Genomic DNA, 17284 nt, shown 5'->3' with positions numbered 1-17284 from the left:
TTATATGGTAAAAAATTAGTTTTCAGGTTTAAAACAAAGTGGAATAATTTCTCCTTTTGCTAAACAATATTTTTCAACCAATTCTGGTGCTATTTTATTAGTATAATCTTCTTCAATTACGATAAAACCAATGCTTCTTAATTTGTCGAAATAATCGCGTCCGTAAATACGAACGTGATCGTATTGACCAAAAATTCTAGCACGCTCTTTTTGATCTGTAATAGAATCATCTGCAAAGGTAACTTCACGATTTAAATCCTGAGGAATTTGAAGAATTGCCATTCCGCCTGGTTTTAAAACACGGAATAATTCCTGCATTGCTTTTGTATCATCCGGAATATGTTCTAAAACGTGATTACATAAAATCACATCATATTCGTTGTCTTTAAAAGGCAAATTACAAATGTCCGCTTTTACATCTGCCAAAGGCGAAAATAAATCGGTTGTAGTATAATCAAGGTTTTTTTGCTTGCGGAAAAGTTTGTAAAAAGCCTGTTCCGGTGCAAAATGCAATACTTTTTTTGGAGCCGTAAAAAAATCAGTCTGATCGTTTAAATACAACCAAAGCAAACGATGTCTTTCTAATGAAAGTGTACTTGGTGAAAGCACATTGTTACGCTGCTTTCCGTATCCGTAAGGCAGAAAAGATTTAAAGCTTTTTCCGTCAATAGGATCGGTAAACTTATCTCCTCTTAAAGAAAAAGCTAAAATAGGACGTGCCACATAACTCAAACGAATTAATAATGGTCTTGGAATGGTATTTAGAACTAATTTGAAAAGTTTTTTCACAGGTTTAGATTCGGGGTTGTATTATAGTACTAACGGCACTTTTCTAAATTCATCTTCTTCGTTACTCTCAATTCCAAGAGCTTTGTAGATGTATTGGAAAGTCGATAATAATTCTGGTTTTCCATCAATTAACGCTACATCGTGCTCGAAATGTGCACTTGGTTTTCCATCAGCAGTTAGAATTGTCCAGCCGTCTTTTAGTTGTTTGATGTTTCTTGTACCCATGTTAATCATCGGTTCAATCGCCACAACCATTCCTTCTACAAAAAGTTTTCCACGTCCGCGTTTTCCGTAGTTAGGCATTTCTGGTTCTTCGTGCATTTTTTGTCCAACACCGTGTCCAACCAATTCACGAACCACTCCGTAACCGTGAGCTTCGGTATATTTCTGAATCGCATTTCCAACATCTTCCACACGATTCCCCGCTTTAAATTCTCTGATTCCTACGTAAAGAGATTCTTTAGTTACTCTTAAAAGTTTTTTTACTTCAGGAGCCACTTCGCCAATTTCGAAACTGTAGGCATGATCTCCGTGGAAACCATTTTTAAAAGCACCACAGTCTACTGAAATAACATCACCATTTTTAAGCGGAACATTATTAGGAATACCATGAACAACCTGAGCATTTGGACTCATACAAAGTGAATTCGGGAAATCATACAGTCCAAGGAAACTTGGAACTGCGCCGTGATCACGAATAAATTCTTCAGCTAATTTGTCAAGATATAATGTAGTCACTCCTTCTTTAATTTCAGAAGCAATCATTCCTAATGTTTTTGATACGATTAAAGCACTTTCGCGCATTAATTCGATTTCCTCTCTGGTTTTTTGGATGATCATATTTTTTCAGATTTTCAGTTGGCAAAAGTACAATTTTTAATATTATTTTTTGAGTTATTTTTTTCTGCTACGAATTCACTAATTATCTCAAAACAAAATTTTGTAAAACGTATTACTAAGAGGAATAAATAGATTTTCAAAGAAAATTCGTGAATTCGTGGCTATTTAAAGACTAAGAATGAAGAACGGTCTCAGAAAAAAGGCTTAAATTAGTAGTAAAAACGTATGTAATTATGGAAACTGTTACAGATCAGGATATAGTAAAAGTAAAGGCTTTAAAGAAAATGAAAAGAAATGCTTTGTCACTTTTAGGTATTGCAGTCTTATTGTTTATTGTAGCAATATATTATAAAATTCCAATTCTTCAGGCTTTTAGTGAAGCCGCAATGGTCGGCGGAATTGCTGATTGGTTCGCGGTGGTAGCATTATTTCGTCATCCATTAGGAATTCCGATTTGGCATACAGCTATTATTCCAACCAAGAAAAATGAAATAGGGGAGAATCTTGGGAATTTTGTTTCAGAAGAATTTCTAAATCGAGAAAAACTGGAAATTAAACTCGATGAATTCAATTTTGCAACAAAAGCGTCTGATTGGCTTTCGCAGGAAGAAAATGCAGCTAAAATTGCCAATGTTGTTGCAGTAAATATCATTCCGGGAATTTTACGAACTATAAAAGATGAAGATGTCAAAAGATTTATTCAGGTTCAGTTTAAGGAAAAAATGGAAGGAATAAATTTTGGAAATTGGGTTGCCGTTGCTTTAGAACCTTTACAAAAGGGAGATTTAAAAAATCAGATGCTGACGAATCTTTTGGAAGTAATGAGTGCTGAATTAACCAATAACAAAGATTTAATCAGGCAGAAAGTAAAAGCTTCAACACCTTTATTAAGTTTTGGTTTGGCTGACAAAAGTATTACTGAAGGTGTTTTTAATGGTTTACAGGATTTTTTAAATGAAGCCAAAAAGCCTGAAAGTGCTGTCCGATTAAAGATTGATGAATATATTTTTGACTTTTTAGAGAAAGTAAAAAACTCCGAAGAAATGAGAGTTAAAATCAACGATATGATTTTAGGTTTCGTTGGAAAAAAAGAAGTTCAGGATTACATCAATGGAATTTGGGATGAAATCAAACTTTCAATTACAAATGATTTAGACAAAGGAGAAGAATCTTCGATAAAGAATAGTATTTCAAGTTTAATTCAAACCTTTGGAAACGGAATCAAAGAAGATTCGATTATGATTGATAAAATCAACAATTTTATAAAAGACGATCTGCTTTCGGTTTTACTAAATAATAAAAAGGTAATAGGAGATTTAATTTCGTCAACCGTAAAAAGTTGGGATGGAAAAGAGGTTTCTGAAAAACTGGAGCTTGAAATCGGAAAAGATCTTCAATACATTAGAATCAACGGAACTTTGGTTGGAGGGATTATTGGATTAATTATTTATGGAGTTGAACAATTGTATCATTTTGTTTTTTAATCATATAAGTATATAAGAAAATATAAGCAGCACGTTAAAATTTATGGGACAAAAATCATATAAGCAATTGTAATCGAATTATTTTTTAAGATTTACATTTTGCCGTAAAATAGTTCTCGCAAAGACGAAGAAGCGCAAAGTTTATTTTCATTTGCGACTTAGCGTCTTTGCGAGATTTTTTTAAGTTCAGTTTAAATGAACTTATATCACTTATATGGTTTGCAGAATTTTACAAAAGCGAATGACAAGTCATTGCATTTGGCTGTTGCACGCCCATTAACTCTAAAATCGTCGGAGCTATATCGCCTAAAACACCATTTTGAATACTTTTCAGTTGTTTGTCAACTAAAATGATTGGCACTGGGTTTGTGGTGTGAGCCGTATTTGGAGAACCGTCAGGATTAATCATGGTTTCGCAGTTTCCGTGATCGGCAATTACGATTGTGGTATAGTCATTTGCAAGAGCAGCTTCGATTACTTTTTTAGCGCAAGCGTCAACTGCTTCACAAGCTTTAATTGCAGCTTCCATAATTCCGGTATGTCCAACCATGTCTCCGTTTGCGAAGTTTAAACAAACGAAATCAACTTCGCCTTTGTTTAATTCAGGAACAAGCGCGTCTGCTAATTCGTAAGCGCTCATTTCTGGTTTTAAATCGTAAGTTGCTACTTTTGGAGAATTTCTTAAGATTCTTTCTTCACCTTCAAAAGGAGTTTCTCTACCTCCGGAAAAGAAGAAAGTTACGTGAGGGTATTTCTCAGTCTCCGCAATTCGGATTTGTTTTTTACCTGCTTTTTCTAAAACTTCACCAAGAGTTTCAGTGATATTATCTTTATTGTAAACTACTTTTACGTTTTGGTATGTTTCGTCGTAGTTTGTCAATGTTACATAATACAGGTTTAGTTTATGCATATTTTGTTCGTGAAAATCCTGTTGCGAAAGCGCTTCAGTAAGTTCACGGCCTCTGTCTGTTCTAAAGTTAAAGAAAATTACAACATCACCTTCAACAATAGTTCCAAGAGGTTTTGCATTTGCATCAACCATCACAACTGGTTCGATAAATTCGTCTGTAACATCTTTTTCATAGCTTGACAAAACACTTGAAACGGGATTTGTTGATGGAGTTCCAATACCGTTTACAACTAAATCATAAGCTAATTTTACACGTTCCCATCTTTTATCACGATCCATTGCATAGTAACGGCCAATGATAGAAGCGATTTTTACAGGAGTATCTTTGATATAATCTTCAAGATCATGAATGTACTTTGCTCCGGATTTTGGATCAACGTCACGTCCGTCTGTAAAAGCGTGAATGTAAACCTGATCTAAACCATATTGCTGCGAAGCATCGATTAATCCTCTAAGGTGTGAAGTATGTGAGTGAACACCACCATCTGAAACTAATCCTAAAAAGTGTACTTTTTTATTGTTCTCTTTAGCATAAGTAAAAGCATCAATCAAAACTTGTTCTTTTGCTAAAGTTTTATGTTCTACAGCTAAATTAATTTTGGCTAAATCCTGGTATACAATTCTTCCGGCACCAAGGTTCATGTGTCCAACCTCGCTGTTTCCCATTTGCCCTTCAGGTAAACCAACGTTTAAACCGTCAGTCCTAAGCTGTGCACTTGGGTAGTTTTTGTAAAGACTGTTTATAAAAGGAACATTTGCATTGTCTATTGCAGATACTTTAGGGTCAGGAGATTTTCCCCAACCATCTAAAATCATAAGGATAACTTTTTTGTTCATTATATTTTTGTTTTCTACAAAGATAAGGCATTTCTAAACTTTGAAGAGAAAGCGTAACGACATTTATATTTAATAAAAAGAACTCAGATAAAAAATATTAATTTAATTATAGAAGTCTTTATTTTTTAAAATTAATTCACGCTAAGCTCTATTCCCGACTTTATTTTTGACAGCATTGTAGTCAATAAATATTTGACGCTTATAAAAAAATGTGTTTTTAATGTAATCAATTATTTATTGTCTTTTGTCGTTTTGGGTTAAAGAGAATGAAAACTCTTTTAATTTACGACAAATAGAAATTATTTTGTTTCATTTTATATGGTTTCGGTTTCAAGATTTCCACTTTTTGATGTTTTTTTAAGAAAAAAGGTGAAAATGTTAGGTTTTTTAGCATAAGAAAAAATCTTACAGAAACAATGTTTTTATGTTAATTATGTTAAAGTTTAAACAAAAAAGGCTTGAAAATCAGGCTTATATTTTGCAAGGAATGAATTTTTTATACTTTTGCCTTACCCAAATTTTTGTTTAACCTAAAGAAATTCAATGATTTACAAAATTTATCCGCTATTTGTGTTTTTGCTATTGTCTTTTGGAAAAGATTCAAAAAACACTACAGATCTTAAAAAGAACGCTACTGTAAAATCGATTGCTAAAGTTGAAAAAGTAACAGTTGATTCCAAAATCGAAAGCGTTTACAATGCCCTAAATTCAAACAATTTTAAAATGCCGGAACTTAAAACTTTCTCAGAAGCTTTAAAGGGATTTTATTTGTTGAAAGAAAAAGGAGTTATTAAGAAGAACATTTTGACTCTTATTGATTTCAGTCTGTCATCAAACACAAAACGTCTGTGGGTGATTGATTTGACTACAAACACTATTTTGTTTAATTCTCTAGTTGCACACGGAAGAAATACCGGAGAAGAATTTGCTTCTGCATTTTCAAATTTAAACTCTTCATTTAAAAGTAGTTTAGGTTTTTATGCTACAGGCGAAATTTACCAGGGAAAACATGGTGCTTCATTGCGTTTGGATGGTTTGGAAAATGGTGTAAATGACAATGCCCGTGAAAGAGGTGTTGTAATGCATGGTGCAGATTATGTTTCTGAATCTTTTATCAGAGATCACAAGAGATTAGGAAGAAGCCAAGGTTGTCCTGCAGTTCCAGTTGAATTGACTGATGAAATTATCGAAACAATAAAAGATAAATCGTGTTTATATATTTATCATCCATCAAGAAGTTTTACGATGGAGGAGAGGTTAATCTCTTAGTTTTGCATATAAATCCGAATCTAAATTATAAATATCAGCTCTGAACAGGAGCTGATTTTTTTTGCTCCACGCTGTCCAGTACCATTGATATAATGAATATTTTTTGGTGATTTTAAAACTCATTGTTTTTTTAGAAGCGATAATTGTATCAATTCTATCCTGAGGCCAGTTTCCGTCAACATCCAAAATATGCTGTGCCAGTTCTAAGGGATTTTCAACGCGAACACATCCAGAACTCATAGAACGATTGTTTCGTCCAAAAATATTGCGGTGATTGGTGTCGTGCAGATAAACACTGTGGTGGTTTGGAAACAAAATTTTCATTAAACCTAATGAGTTTGAGTATCCTGGACTTTGCACATAGCGATAATTGTTTGGCTTGTTTTCATTCCATGCCATTGGATCTACAGTATTTCCAGATGTATCATAGATCGTGATGTTTTTCTTGGCCAAATAATTTCGGTTTCGTTTCATTGCGGGAACAACATCTTCTTTTAAAATGGTTGGAGGAACTGTCCAAGTTGGATTAAAAACCACCGTTTTTAAAAAAGATGTAATAACAGGAGTTCTTCTTTTGCTGGTTCCTACCACAACATTTCTAACCAAAGTAGTGTCTTTGTTTTCCACAACATTTAAGCTGTAATCAGGAATATTAATGATGAAATAGTTCTCGGCTAATTCAGATGGATACCATCTCCATCGCTCTAAATTGGCAATAATCTGTTTTTTTCTGTTTTCTTTAGAATAATTTAAGGCTTTAATGGTCCCGATACCAATAACGCCATCAGAAGCTAAGCCATGTCTTTCCTGAAATCTTTTAACGGCTTCAAAAGTTTTTTGATTGTAAATCTTTGTAAGGCTATCTTTTCCTGATAGATCATTCCAATACAAAAGCCTTTTCTTGATATTTATTAAAGCTGAATTTGTATTATTTAAAACTATTTTCTCTACACCTTCAATACTATTTATGTTATCATCTGGAAAAGTATTGATAATATCGAGGGCTTTTAATAATTGCTTGTAAGTTTCTGTTTTTGGCTGAATGTTGTCGACAATGCTGTCTAATTTGTTTTTATTGAAGGCCTTGATCAAAATATTATTTACATCAAATACTTTTTCATCCAGGTCCCAATTGTTGTAAAGTTTTTTAGGGTCTAACTTTCCTTTATATAAATGACTTAAATATTTTTCAAAATTATAAGTCAATAATATATCATAAGTAGCTAAATCTTTATCATTCAACGTGCCAATTTTACTTTCGAATTTTTTTAGCTGAGAAGCTTTGTAGTCTTCCGGATCTAAGCCAAATTTATCTGAATTTTCTAATTGATCTAAAACGTATTTTCTTTTTGCAAGATTTCCCCAAACAGTTTGGTTTTCAGAAGCAATGTAAAACTGTTTTAATGTTTCGCTCTTAAAAGTACCAATTGCAGCAGTGTCTATTTCAACTTTTCTTTCGTCAGTAAGTATGATTGCCGGCACCGGTTTTTTGATGACGGGAGAAGTTTTTGGAGTTTCCTTTTTACAACTCACAAAAAGACATATTACTACTAAAGAGTAAAGTTTTTTCATATTATAATTTTTTAAACATCAAATAATGTTCGCCAACGTCTTTAATATCAAAAGAGTCACCTTGGGGTTGGTAATTCATTTTTTGATAAAAGCCAACAGCTGCTGTTCTGGCGTTAAACCAAATCAAATCGACTTTGTTTTCATTGCAGTAGGTTTCACAATGTTTAACTAAAGCTTCTCCAAATCCTTTTTTTTGATGGTTTTCTAAAACTGCCATTCCTCGAATCTGGGCTTGATTTCGCTCGGCAAATATAGGATTGATTTTATTGAATAACGAAATAATTCCTGTTAAATTTTCATCATCAAATAAACCGAAATGGTGCGTCGTTTCCAGATCGTCGCCGTCGAAGATGCAACTTTCGATTGGTTTGCCTTCTCTTAAAACAGGTTGACGAACGGCATAAGTTTCTTTTGATGGAATTTCTTTAATTGTAATCATGATTTTTTTTAAAAATAGCGAATTTATAACTTTTTAATTTTAAATAAGTTATAAAAAAATGTTGTTTTTTATTGAATTTTTTTGTCCAAAAGCTTGTTTTGAACTTAACTTTCTCTTTATATTTGCACCACCAATGCGAAAGTAGCTCAGTTGGTAGAGCTCCAGCCTTCCAAGCTGGTTGTCGCGAGTTCGAGCCTCGTCTTTCGCTCTAAGAAATCCAAACAAATAAGTTTCGATTTTTTTGTCAAAAATAAATATTTTTTGATTTTTATTTTTTTTAAAGATTAAATTGTTTATATTTGCACCCTGTTAATGCGAAAGTAGCTCAGTTGGTAGAGCTCCAGCCTTCCAAGCTGGTTGTCGCGAGTTCGAGCCTCGTCTTTCGCTCTTCAAAAGCCTCAAACATTGTTTGAGGCTTTTTTGTTTTTATTCTTTTTTGAACCATATAAGTTATATAAGTAAATTAAGTTTTGGTTGAAGCTTAATTTTTTAATGAACTTATATAACTTATATGGTTTAAAAATTAATTCAGATTGCTTAAATCAGTTTCTGGTTCTAACTCTTGAGCTTCTTGATTTTGTTTAAATAATCTTGCAGATAAATCTCCTTTTAAAGTGATTTTGTCTCCTTTTACTTCCAGCCAGCTTCCTTCTCTTAATCCTAAAACAGGAATAGAATTGAATGCATGAAATTCTTTGATTCTTGTTTCGCGGGTTTCTCCCATATGCTTAGATTGCAAATCGGGATCCAGATAATGCGGGTTTAAATTGAAAGGAATTAAGCCTAAAGTCTGGAAACTTGGCGGATAAATTATAGGCATGTCGTTTGTGGTCTGCATAGACAAACCGCAAATATTGCTTCCTGCACTTGATCCCAGATAAGGTGTTCCGTTTTTTACAGTTTCAGAAAGTAACTGCATAACATTGTTTTTGTAAAGTTGTGTGACTAATAAAAATGTGTTGCCTCCGCCTGTGAAAATTCCTTCTGCATTTTTTACGGCTTCTTGCGGATCTTTAAATTCATGAATTCCTTTTACTTCTATATCGATCGCATTAAATGCTTCTGCAGCTTTTTGTGTGTATTCTTCGTGTGATATACCGCTCGGACGGGCGTAAGGGATGAATAAGATGGTTTTGCAGTTTTTAAAATGCGATTTTAAAGCCGGTAAAATGTATTCTAAATATTTACCGCCGTGTAAAGTAGAGGTGCTTGCAATGATAATGCTTTTCATAATTTTTTTACTCAAAAATTTGTTGGATAAAGGTATTAAAAACTCCTTTTTGAGTCTGAAATTTTATGGTTTTAATTAACATATTTTTACCAACTCGTTAGTATTAAATTTGGAGGATATTAAGATATTTTTACCGTTTTAAGAATATTTTTAATTTATTTCGTTTTGTTTCAGAAAATTACTTGTTTTTTAATTGTTATGGTTGGTCAGGCTTGTTTGTCTCAAAGTCAGGATCGATCTGTTTTTAATGGTAAGTTAGTTTCAAATACCTCGGATTTAGAAGGGATTTATGTGATTAATGCGCAAACAGAAGAAACTGTAACTACAGATCCAACCGGGTCTTTTTCAATTTTAGCAAAAGCAGATGATGTGTTGGTTTTCTCTTCAATAAGTGTTAAGGAAAAAAGAGTTATGCTGAAACCGGAAGATTTTTCAAATATTAATTTTACTGTAAAGCTTACGATGGTGATGCATGAACTGCAAGAAGTTGTAATTAAACGATATGATAATATTAATGCTGAAAGTTTGGGAATAATTCCGGAAGGGCAAAAGAAATATACGGCAGCAGAAAGAAAGCTAAAAACAGCAACGGCATTAAATGCAACAGCAAATGGAGGGACTATGGCAGGAGGATCTGTTTCTGCTGATCCTTTGTTGAATTTTTTCTCAGGGAGAACTGCAATGTTGAAAAAGGAAGTTGCGGTAGAGAAAAAAGAATTCTTTATGAGGCTTTTGGAGAATATGTTTAGTTTGGAACATTTCATTGATCGATTGAAAATTCCGGCAGAATATGTAAAAGGATTTGAGTATTATGCTGTAGAAAATGAAAAATTTACTGTGATTCTGAATTCTAAAAATAAAACTTCTACAGAATTTCTTTTAGGAGAATTGGCTACAAAATATAAAGAAATTATTGCGAGTGAAAACAAATAAAACCATATCGGCTGTCTTTTTTCTGTTTTTTGCTCAAAGTAGTTTTGGTCAGGCAGATTCGAAACAGTTGTATGGTAAAATTATGGTGCTTTCTAAGCCTGTCGAAGGGATTAGTATAATTAATAATAATACTCAGGCCTCGGTGATTTCAGATGCAGAAGGCGGTTTTTCTATAAAAGTAAAAGAAGGTGAGGTTTTAGTTTTTTCTTCAGTTAATCTAAAGACGTTGCAACGACGAATTACATCGGATGACATGAAATCTTCGGAGATGATTCTCGTGCAAATGATTGTGAAGGAAGTAGAGTTGAAAGAAGTAATTGTAAATGAAAATGCTGATATTACGGCGGAAAAGTTAGGAATTATTCCGCGAGGTCAGAAAAAATATACGCAGGCAGAAAGACAATTGGCGACGGCAGGAGATTTTAAGCCTATAATGTTGTTGGGGCTTTTGGGAGGATCTATGCAGCTCGATCCTTTGATAAATAAAATAAACGGAAGGACTAAGCGTCTCAAAGCGAATCTGGAAGCAGAGACAAAAGAAAAGAATTTTATAAAATTAGGTTATTTATTTGATGAAATTTATTTTGTTGAAAAGCTAAAGGTGCCTATAGAGAATGTAAATGAATTTAAATTTTATGCAGTCGAAAACAATAGTTTTTGTGATGCTATGAACTCGAAAAATAAAACTTCAATCGAATTTCTTTTAGGAGAATTAGCGGTAAAGTATAAAGAAATAATTACTGGTGAAAATAAGTAAATTGATATTGGCAATTGTTTTGTTAGTTTTTGTTCAGATGAGTTTTGGACAGAAAAATGATTCAAAACAATTGGTAGGGAAAGTGATTGAACAATCTACCCCAATTGAAGGGGTGAATGTGATTAATAATACAACTCAGGTAGCGACAGTTTCAGACTCTGATGGTAATTTTTTAATTACTGCCAGAGAAGGTGAGGTTTTGGTTTTTTCTGCTGTCAATCTGGAACCGTTCAAGCGCAGAATTGTTGCAGCAGATTTTTATCCTAATTTGCTAACTGTTAAAATGACAGCTAAGGAAGTAGAATTAAAAGAAGTAATTGTTAATGAAAATGCGAACATTACTGCTGAGAATTTAGGGATTATTCCGTACGGACAAAAAAAATATACGCCTGCAGAACGCAAAGTTTATACTGCGACATCAACATCTGTAGATAAGCTTTTGAATGCAATTTCAGGACGTACCACAATGTTGAAAAAAGAGGTGAAAGTAGAGCAAAAAGAAGCGCTTTTTAGAAAGCTGGAATATCTTTTTGAAGAGAATTATTATACAGAAAGATTACGAATTCCTGTGGATGATATCAAAGGATTTCAATTATTTTGTGTGGAAGATGCCGATTTTGCTGTATCTTTGAATACTAAAAACAAAACAATGAGTATGTTTTTAATCACAGATCTAGCAAGAAAATATCTAACAATTCTCGAAAATGAAAAATAAATTAGGAGTACTCGTTGTCTGCTTATTTTGTCAATTTGTATTAGGGCAAAACGGTTTCAGGAAACCATTACATGGTCAGGTCATCAATGATTTTTTAGCCATAGAAAGTGGTTATGTAATGAATATTAATGCTAATGTAAGAACGTTTATTGGATCTGGCGGTTTGTTTGATATTGTTGCACAACCAAAAGATACTTTGCTGTTCTCTGGTCTGACATTTCAATCAAAAAAAATCGTTTTAACAGAAAAAGACTGTGCTGAAATTCTTTTTAAAGCAAAATTAGATTTAGTAAATAATCAGCTTAAAGAGGTTGTTGTTCATAAAGAATTGAAAGTGAAATCGTTGCAAGGCGGCTCACAGGGGATTGTTGATATGCAGTTTGAAGACGATAAATTATCTTCACCTGAAAACAAAGCGATGCTTTCAGATCAAACTATTAAATATGGAACTGATTTTGTCCGAATCTTCAAAGATGTCAAAAAACTTTTGAGTAAAAAAGAAGAGGTTAAAGAAGAAGAAATTACAGATATTGCTTTTGTAGAATATGCCAAAGATAATTTTACGAAAGATTTCTATAATAAAACACTTGGTCTTAAAGATGATGAAGTAGAATTGTTTTTAATGTACTGTTCTAATGATCCACATTCTAAAGAATTTGTGAATCCGGACCAAAAATTTCAGTTGATGGACTTTATGGTGAATAAGAATAAAGAGTTTAAGAAAGCTGTTGCTTCTAAAAAATGAAAAACAAATTAATTTACTGTCTGCTTGCTTTTTTGTTCGTATTGTCTTCAGCATTTACATTTCATAAATTTTATGTTGGTGTTTTTCAGGTGAATTATGCCTCTGAGAAAAAAATGCTGCAAATTACTTCCCGTATTTTTATTGATGATTTGAATAATGCAATGGAGAAGAAATATCATAAAAAGACTTTTGTCGGAACAAGTAAAGAAAGGCCTGAAGATGTCGAATTATTAAAAAAATATCTCTCTGAGCATTTTTCAATTAAAGTTAATGGTCAGTCAAAAATCATAACTTTTTTATCTAAAGAAGTTGAAGCAGATGATGTTTTGGTGTGTTATTCCCGAATTCAAAATGTGGACAAATTTAAAACATTAGAAATTTCAAATACTATTTTAGTTGATTGGAATTCAGAACAGCAAAACATTACACATATTACAGCATTTGACACTAAAAAGAGTGTTCTTTTTACAGAATCTTCAAGGAAAGAAGTGTTAAAGTATTAATGAGGGTGTTGAATTATGGTTTTAATTGTTATTTTCACGCCTTGATAAATTACCATTAGATTTTTATGAAAAAAATTTCATTATTATTGCTTTTTCCGGCAATGTTGATTGCGCAGGAAAAAGCAACAACCGCACCTACAAGACAACAGGGAAAATACGATACCAATAAGTTCAGTCAAATGTATGATTTACTGGCGACTCCCAATATGTTTCGTACCGCTTCTGGAGCTCCTGGACCAGCATATTACCAACAACAGGCAGATTATAAAATCGATGTTGAATTGGATGATAAAAATTCAAAATTAACTGGATCAGAAACCATTACTTATAGTAATAATTCACCGGATAGTCTGGAGTATTTATGGGTTCAGCTGGATCAAAATCAGGCTAGGGCAAATGGACAGACTTCATTGGCCGAAGGTGAAAAAATCAATCAGGTTTTACCACTTGAAGGTTTTTCTTCTAAATATTTGAAAAAAGATTTGGAGCGTGGTTTCAATATTGAGCAGGTAAAAGATGTTAAAGGAAATCCAATGTCTTATACAATCAATGAAACAATGATGCGTATCAACTTGGCTTCTCCATTAAAACCTGGTGAAAAAATTTCTTTTTCTATAAAATGGTGGTACAATATCAATAATTACAGAAAAGAAGGCGGACGTTCAGGATATGAACTATTTGAAAAAGATGGCAACAAACTATATGTTATTGCTCAGTTTTATCCAAGAATGGCAGTTTATAATGATGTGGAAGGCTGGCAGAATATGCAGTTTTGGGGAAGCGGCGAGTTTGCTCTTCCTTTCGGAAACTTTGATGTGAATATTACAGTTCCTGCAGATCATGTAATTGATGCTACTGGAGAATTAACGAATAGAAGTGAAGTATTTACAGCGGAGCAGGTTAAACGTTACGAACAGGCTCAAAAATCTTTTGACAAACCGGTAGTTATTGTAACGCAGGCGGAAGCAGAAGCAGCTGAAAAAGGGTTTTCTGAAAAGAAAAAAACATGGAAATTCAGTGCTAAAAATGTTCGTGATTTCGGAATTGCTTCTTCAAGAAAATTCATTTACGATGCAATGGCGGTAAAAATTGGAAACAGAACTGTTATGGCAGAATCTGTTTATCCAAAAGAAGCAAATCCGCTTTGGGGAGAAACTTCTACAATGGTGGTGGCTCATACTTTAAAAAGTTATTCTTCACATACTTTTGATTATCCTTATCCAAAAGCAGTTTCAGTTTCTGCAGAAGATCAGGGAATGGAATATCCAATGATTTGCTGGAACTATGGTCGTCCTGACGAAAATGGTGTAACCAGCAGAGAAGTTAAAAACGGAATGATTGGAGTTATTATCCACGAAGTTGGGCATACTTTCTTCCCAATGATTGTAAACTCTGATGAACGTCAATGGACTTGGATGGATGAAGGGTTAAATTCATTTTTGGAATATTTAGCGGAACAGGAATTAGATCCAAATTTCCCTTCAAGAAGAGGACCTGCGAAAAATATTGTTCCTTACATGAGTGGAGATCAAAAGTTTTTAGAGCCAATTATGTCTAACTCTGAAACAATTCATCAATTTGGGAATAACGCATACGGAAAACCGGCTACAGGTCTTAATATTTTAAGAGAAGTGGTAATGGGAAGAGAATTGTTTGATTATGCTTTTAAAACGTATGCAAACAGATGGAAATTCAAACATCCGACACCAGAAGATTTTTTTAGAACAATGGAAGATGCTTCTGCAGTAGATTTAGACTGGTTCTGGAGAGGATGGTTCTATTCAACTGATTTTGTAGATATCGGAATTAAAGAGGTAAAACAATATTACGTTTCAGATACTCCAACAACAGATCTTAAAGATGTAAAAGTGAGAAAAGGACGTTTTGGTTATGAAAAAGGACCTTTTGTTTACTTAGTTGCAGGAGATAATACAGAGGTAAATCAATCTAAGAAAAAAGCTTTAAAAATTGAAGATTTCAAACCTTTAGCAGATTACGTAGATCAGACTTTTACTGCTGAAGAAAAAGCAAGTATCAAATCGCCTAAATATTTCTATGAAGTAGAATTTAATAAACCAGGCGGAATGATTATGCCAATTTTAGTTGAGATTACTTACGAAGACGGTTCTAAAGATAATTACCAATATCCGGCACAAATTTGGAGAAAAAGTAATGAAACGGCTAAAAAAGTATACGCTACAACTAAAGCAATCAAGAGCATTCAAATCGATCCAAAATTGCTGACAGCGGATGTCGACGTAACAAATAACTCTTGGCCAAAAGTAGAGACTAAGTCAAAATTTGACTAAAAAGAAATAAATAAAAAGTAAAAAGTTCATCAGACTGGAAAGCCTGATGAACTTTTTACTTTTTAAGAAATGTATTTTAAAGGACTTTTTAAGTTAATTTTAAAACTCTAAGCTGCAAAATTTAATATCTTTGCGACAACAAAAATAAAAGTTATGTTTGGTATAGGAGGAGGAGAGTTAGTTTTTATTCTATTTATAGTGCTAATGCTTTTTGGTTCAGACAAGGTGCCTGAAATTGCTCGTACTATGGGAAAAGCTATGGCTCAGTTAAAAAATGCAACTAATGATATTAAAAGCGAAATTCAGAAAGGAGCTGAGGCAAATGGTCTTGATTCAAAGTCTCTGAATGATCTCACTGGAAATATCAATGCAGAAATTAATAATGCAAAATCAAATCTGCTTGGAGATACAGGAAACTTGTTGGGAGATACGGCAACTGAAATTGACAAAGTAAAAGAAGATATTGATTCTCTTTCCGGACCTATTAAACGCCAAAGATAATGCTTGAAAAAATACAGGAATTAGACAAAGATCTTTTAATATATCTTAATGGATTGGGTTCTGAAACATACGATAAACTTTGGCTGATTATTACCCAACAGCTGTATTGGACGCCATTTTTCTTGTTTTTATTCTATCTTATTTATAAAAAAATAGGAGGAAAACAAACTCTGTATTTATTGCTTTTTATAGCCATTTTGATTGCTTTTACAGATCAGACCTGTAATTTATTCAAACACACTTTCCAGCGTTTACGTCCATGTAATGATCCAGAAGTAAATACAATTATTAGAGTTGTTCAGGTTAGGCAATCCTTTAGTTTTTTCTCCGGACATGCAGCTAACACAATGGCTGTTGCAACATTTTTATTTTTGGTTTTAAAACGACATTTCAAATATCTGGGATTCTTGTTCTTATGGCCACTAATTTTTGCTTACAGCCGTATTTACTTAGGATTGCATTTTCCAGGTGATATTCTTGCCGGATATTTCTTTGGGGCTGTTTTCGGTTTTCTAATCTATTTAGTTTACAAAAGATTGAAACCGCAGTATTTTCCAGGATGATTTTTTTAAGATGCTAAGCTGCTGAGATTCTGAGGTTTATTTTTAGTACGGTTTTCTGTAGAGACGCACCGCAGTGCGTCTAAAATTAAATGCGAAAAATTTCAAATTATAATAAAAAACCTCCAGCTTTAACTGGAGGTTATTTTTATGAGATTAATTTTGAAAAAAAGTTTTTTCACTCCATTCCAATCCATCAGGGAGTTGTTGTTTGCTGAATTCAATATGAATAACTCTTCTTCGTTCGTTATTTGTGGTTTTGTTTGAAGCATGAAATAATAAAGGTTTCATAATCATAATACCGCCTTTGTCAACTTCACAGATTGTTTCTTTTTCGTTTTCAAAATCCAGATTTTCAATTCGTAGAATTCCTTTTGAATGAGAGTTGTTAATGACTTTTAAAGCACCATTGTCTTTAGTCGTTTTATCAATATGAATTCTGATGGTAAAATTATCTTCCAGAATTTCTTTTGGAGGCTGAACTGCAAATTGATTTTGTTTTAAAGTCCAATTTTCAAAATTCTCGACTTCAATTTTTTTGTCAACTGAAATAGTCAAATCCTGATGATAAGCTACAAACCAATTTGATTTTTCCGGTTTATCAAAATAGATTGATTTGGTTATGAAATAACCGCTTCCAAAATTAGATTCGATAATTTCTTTTAAATTTTCATTAAAAATAAAATCTAAAGTTTCTGGTACTTCTTTGTGAAATTGTCTGATGGCGAATAAATCCTGTGATTTTCTGAAAGTAGCATTATCAGAATCTTTTTTGGTTGCATTTTCAATTAATGAAATCAATTTTTCAATTTCATTTTCAGTAAAAACATTATTTATTATAGAAAATCCCTCATTTTCTATTTGGTCCGAATAATTCATTTCAAAAGTTA

General features: G+C 32.9%; 17 protein-coding genes and 2 tRNA genes. 12 read left to right on the top strand and 7 right to left on the bottom strand.

The genetic code is table 11. The features are described from left to right. Positions 1–15: 15 nt before the first annotated feature. Together ACFS3A_RS15540 and map are read right to left on the bottom strand one after the other, a co-directional pair. Positions 16–789 (bottom strand): class I SAM-dependent methyltransferase, encoded by a 774-nt coding sequence (locus ACFS3A_RS15540; protein WP_379826480.1) that lies wholly within the window; start codon positions 787–789, stop codon positions 16–18. Between the two features lie 21 nt (positions 790–810). Continuing rightward, positions 811–1629 carry a type I methionyl aminopeptidase gene (gene map / locus ACFS3A_RS15535; protein ID WP_289665088.1) on the bottom strand — a complete coding sequence of 273 codons (819 nt, stop codon included), beginning with the start codon at positions 1627–1629 and terminating at the stop codon, positions 811–813. A gap of 233 nt (positions 1630–1862) precedes the next feature. Between map and ACFS3A_RS15530 the strand changes: the two genes are divergently transcribed. After that, a complete protein-coding gene (locus ACFS3A_RS15530; RefSeq protein ID WP_379826479.1) occupies positions 1863–3113 on the top strand; it encodes a DUF445 domain-containing protein in 1251 nt (416 codons plus the stop codon). A 229-nt stretch (positions 3114–3342) separates the two neighbouring features. On the opposite strand, the gene gpmI is transcribed toward ACFS3A_RS15530, so the two are convergent. Further along, on the bottom strand, positions 3343–4860 hold the full coding sequence (gpmI, locus tag ACFS3A_RS15525) for a 2,3-bisphosphoglycerate-independent phosphoglycerate mutase (RefSeq protein ID WP_379826478.1): 1518 nt from the start codon (positions 4858–4860) through the stop codon (positions 3343–3345). A 543-nt stretch (positions 4861–5403) separates the two neighbouring features. Here gpmI and ACFS3A_RS15520 point away from each other — a divergent pair. Beyond that, entirely contained in the window at positions 5404–6129 is a 726-nt protein-coding gene (locus ACFS3A_RS15520; protein ID WP_379826477.1) for a murein L,D-transpeptidase catalytic domain family protein, read from the top strand. Here ACFS3A_RS15520 and ACFS3A_RS15515 read toward each other — a convergent pair. Both ACFS3A_RS15515 and ACFS3A_RS15510 read right to left on the bottom strand, forming a co-directional pair. Further along, complete coding sequence (locus ACFS3A_RS15515) at positions 6118–7701, bottom strand: L,D-transpeptidase family protein (protein WP_379826476.1); 1584 nt, start codon at positions 7699–7701, stop codon at positions 6118–6120. The genes ACFS3A_RS15520 and ACFS3A_RS15515 overlap by 12 nt on opposite strands. 1 nt (position 7702) lies before the next feature. After that, on the bottom strand, positions 7703–8140 hold the full coding sequence (locus tag ACFS3A_RS15510) for a GNAT family N-acetyltransferase (RefSeq protein WP_379826475.1): 438 nt from the start codon (positions 8138–8140) through the stop codon (positions 7703–7705). Positions 8141–8275: 135 nt separating this feature from the next. Here ACFS3A_RS15510 and ACFS3A_RS15505 point away from each other — a divergent pair. Together ACFS3A_RS15505 and ACFS3A_RS15500 are read left to right on the top strand one after the other, a co-directional pair. After that, a tRNA-Gly gene (locus tag ACFS3A_RS15505) sits at positions 8276–8348 on the top strand. 106 nt (positions 8349–8454) lie between these two features. Next, a tRNA-Gly gene (locus ACFS3A_RS15500) sits at positions 8455–8527 on the top strand. Positions 8528–8663: 136 nt separating this feature from the next. Here ACFS3A_RS15500 and pepE read toward each other — a convergent pair. After that, positions 8664–9371, bottom strand: a complete 708-nt coding sequence (gene pepE, locus ACFS3A_RS15495; protein WP_379826474.1) for a dipeptidase PepE — start codon at positions 9369–9371, stop codon at positions 8664–8666. Positions 9372–9536: 165 nt separating this feature from the next. On the opposite strand from pepE, the gene ACFS3A_RS15490 reads away from it, so the two are divergent. The 8 genes from ACFS3A_RS15490 (at position 9537) to ACFS3A_RS15455 (ending at position 16397) form a co-directional block, all read left to right on the top strand. Then, positions 9537–10304, top strand: coding sequence for a hypothetical protein (locus ACFS3A_RS15490; protein WP_379826473.1), 768 nt, complete (start codon positions 9537–9539; stop codon positions 10302–10304). Beyond that, a complete protein-coding gene (locus ACFS3A_RS15485) occupies positions 10291–11061 on the top strand; it encodes a carboxypeptidase-like regulatory domain-containing protein (protein WP_379826472.1) in 771 nt (256 codons plus the stop codon). Before ACFS3A_RS15490 ends, ACFS3A_RS15485 begins: the two co-directional genes overlap by 14 nt. Beyond that, positions 11048–11776, top strand: a complete 729-nt coding sequence (locus ACFS3A_RS15480) for a carboxypeptidase-like regulatory domain-containing protein (RefSeq protein WP_379826471.1) — start codon at positions 11048–11050, stop codon at positions 11774–11776. Before ACFS3A_RS15485 ends, ACFS3A_RS15480 begins: the two co-directional genes overlap by 14 nt. After that, positions 11766–12521: a hypothetical protein gene (locus ACFS3A_RS15475; RefSeq protein WP_379826470.1), complete on the top strand. Its 756-nt coding sequence runs from the start codon at positions 11766–11768 to the stop codon at positions 12519–12521. The genes ACFS3A_RS15480 and ACFS3A_RS15475 overlap by 11 nt, the downstream gene beginning before the upstream one ends. Then, a complete protein-coding gene (locus ACFS3A_RS15470) occupies positions 12518–13024 on the top strand; it encodes a DUF6702 family protein (RefSeq protein ID WP_379826469.1) in 507 nt (168 codons plus the stop codon). Before ACFS3A_RS15475 ends, ACFS3A_RS15470 begins: the two co-directional genes overlap by 4 nt. 65 nt (positions 13025–13089) lie before the next feature. Next, on the top strand, positions 13090–15333 hold the full coding sequence (locus ACFS3A_RS15465; protein WP_379826468.1) for a M1 family metallopeptidase: 2244 nt from the start codon (positions 13090–13092) through the stop codon (positions 15331–15333). Between the two features lie 153 nt (positions 15334–15486). Beyond that, positions 15487–15834 (top strand): Sec-independent protein translocase subunit TatA/TatB, encoded by a 348-nt coding sequence (locus tag ACFS3A_RS15460; protein ID WP_379826467.1) that lies wholly within the window; start codon positions 15487–15489, stop codon positions 15832–15834. Continuing rightward, complete coding sequence (locus ACFS3A_RS15455; protein ID WP_379826466.1) at positions 15834–16397, top strand: phosphatase PAP2 family protein; 564 nt, start codon at positions 15834–15836, stop codon at positions 16395–16397. Before ACFS3A_RS15460 ends, ACFS3A_RS15455 begins: the two co-directional genes overlap by 1 nt. A 153-nt stretch (positions 16398–16550) precedes the next feature. Here the strand turns inward: ACFS3A_RS15455 and ACFS3A_RS15450 are convergent, their stop codons facing one another. Further along, positions 16551–17273 carry a phytanoyl-CoA dioxygenase family protein gene (locus tag ACFS3A_RS15450; protein ID WP_379826465.1) on the bottom strand — a complete coding sequence of 241 codons (723 nt, stop codon included), beginning with the start codon at positions 17271–17273 and terminating at the stop codon, positions 16551–16553. Between the last annotated feature and the right edge of the window lie 11 nt (positions 17274–17284).

Origin of the sequence: Flavobacterium notoginsengisoli (assembly GCF_042686225.1) — a bacterium.
In the GTDB taxonomy this organism is placed as follows: domain Bacteria; phylum Bacteroidota; class Bacteroidia; order Flavobacteriales; family Flavobacteriaceae; genus Flavobacterium; species Flavobacterium notoginsengisoli.
This window is presented reverse-complemented; position numbering and strand designations above follow the sequence as displayed.

Bases quoted from the DNA above. Each gene is read 5' to 3' on its own strand.
- map (WP_289665088.1), bottom strand. From the start codon at position 1,629: ATGATCATCCAAAAAACCAGAGAGGAAATCGAATTAATGCGCGAAAGT.
- ACFS3A_RS15530 (WP_379826479.1), top strand. From the start codon at position 1,863: ATGGAAACTGTTACAGATCAGGATATAGTAAAAGTAAAGGCTTTAAAG.
- gpmI (WP_379826478.1), bottom strand. From the start codon at position 4,860: ATGAACAAAAAAGTTATCCTTATGATTTTAGATGGTTGGGGAAAATCT.
- ACFS3A_RS15520 (WP_379826477.1), top strand. From the start codon at position 5,404: ATGATTTACAAAATTTATCCGCTATTTGTGTTTTTGCTATTGTCTTTT.
- ACFS3A_RS15515 (WP_379826476.1), bottom strand. From the start codon at position 7,701: ATGAAAAAACTTTACTCTTTAGTAGTAATATGTCTTTTTGTGAGTTGT.
- ACFS3A_RS15510 (WP_379826475.1), bottom strand. From the start codon at position 8,140: ATGATTACAATTAAAGAAATTCCATCAAAAGAAACTTATGCCGTTCGT.
- pepE (WP_379826474.1), bottom strand. From the start codon at position 9,371: ATGAAAAGCATTATCATTGCAAGCACCTCTACTTTACACGGCGGTAAA.
- ACFS3A_RS15475 (WP_379826470.1), top strand. From the start codon at position 11,766: ATGAAAAATAAATTAGGAGTACTCGTTGTCTGCTTATTTTGTCAATTT.
- ACFS3A_RS15470 (WP_379826469.1), top strand. From the start codon at position 12,518: ATGAAAAACAAATTAATTTACTGTCTGCTTGCTTTTTTGTTCGTATTG.
- ACFS3A_RS15465 (WP_379826468.1), top strand. From the start codon at position 13,090: ATGAAAAAAATTTCATTATTATTGCTTTTTCCGGCAATGTTGATTGCG.
- ACFS3A_RS15460 (WP_379826467.1), top strand. From the start codon at position 15,487: ATGTTTGGTATAGGAGGAGGAGAGTTAGTTTTTATTCTATTTATAGTG.
- ACFS3A_RS15455 (WP_379826466.1), top strand. From the start codon at position 15,834: ATGCTTGAAAAAATACAGGAATTAGACAAAGATCTTTTAATATATCTT.
- ACFS3A_RS15450 (WP_379826465.1), bottom strand. From the start codon at position 17,273: ATGAATTATTCGGACCAAATAGAAAATGAGGGATTTTCTATAATAAAT.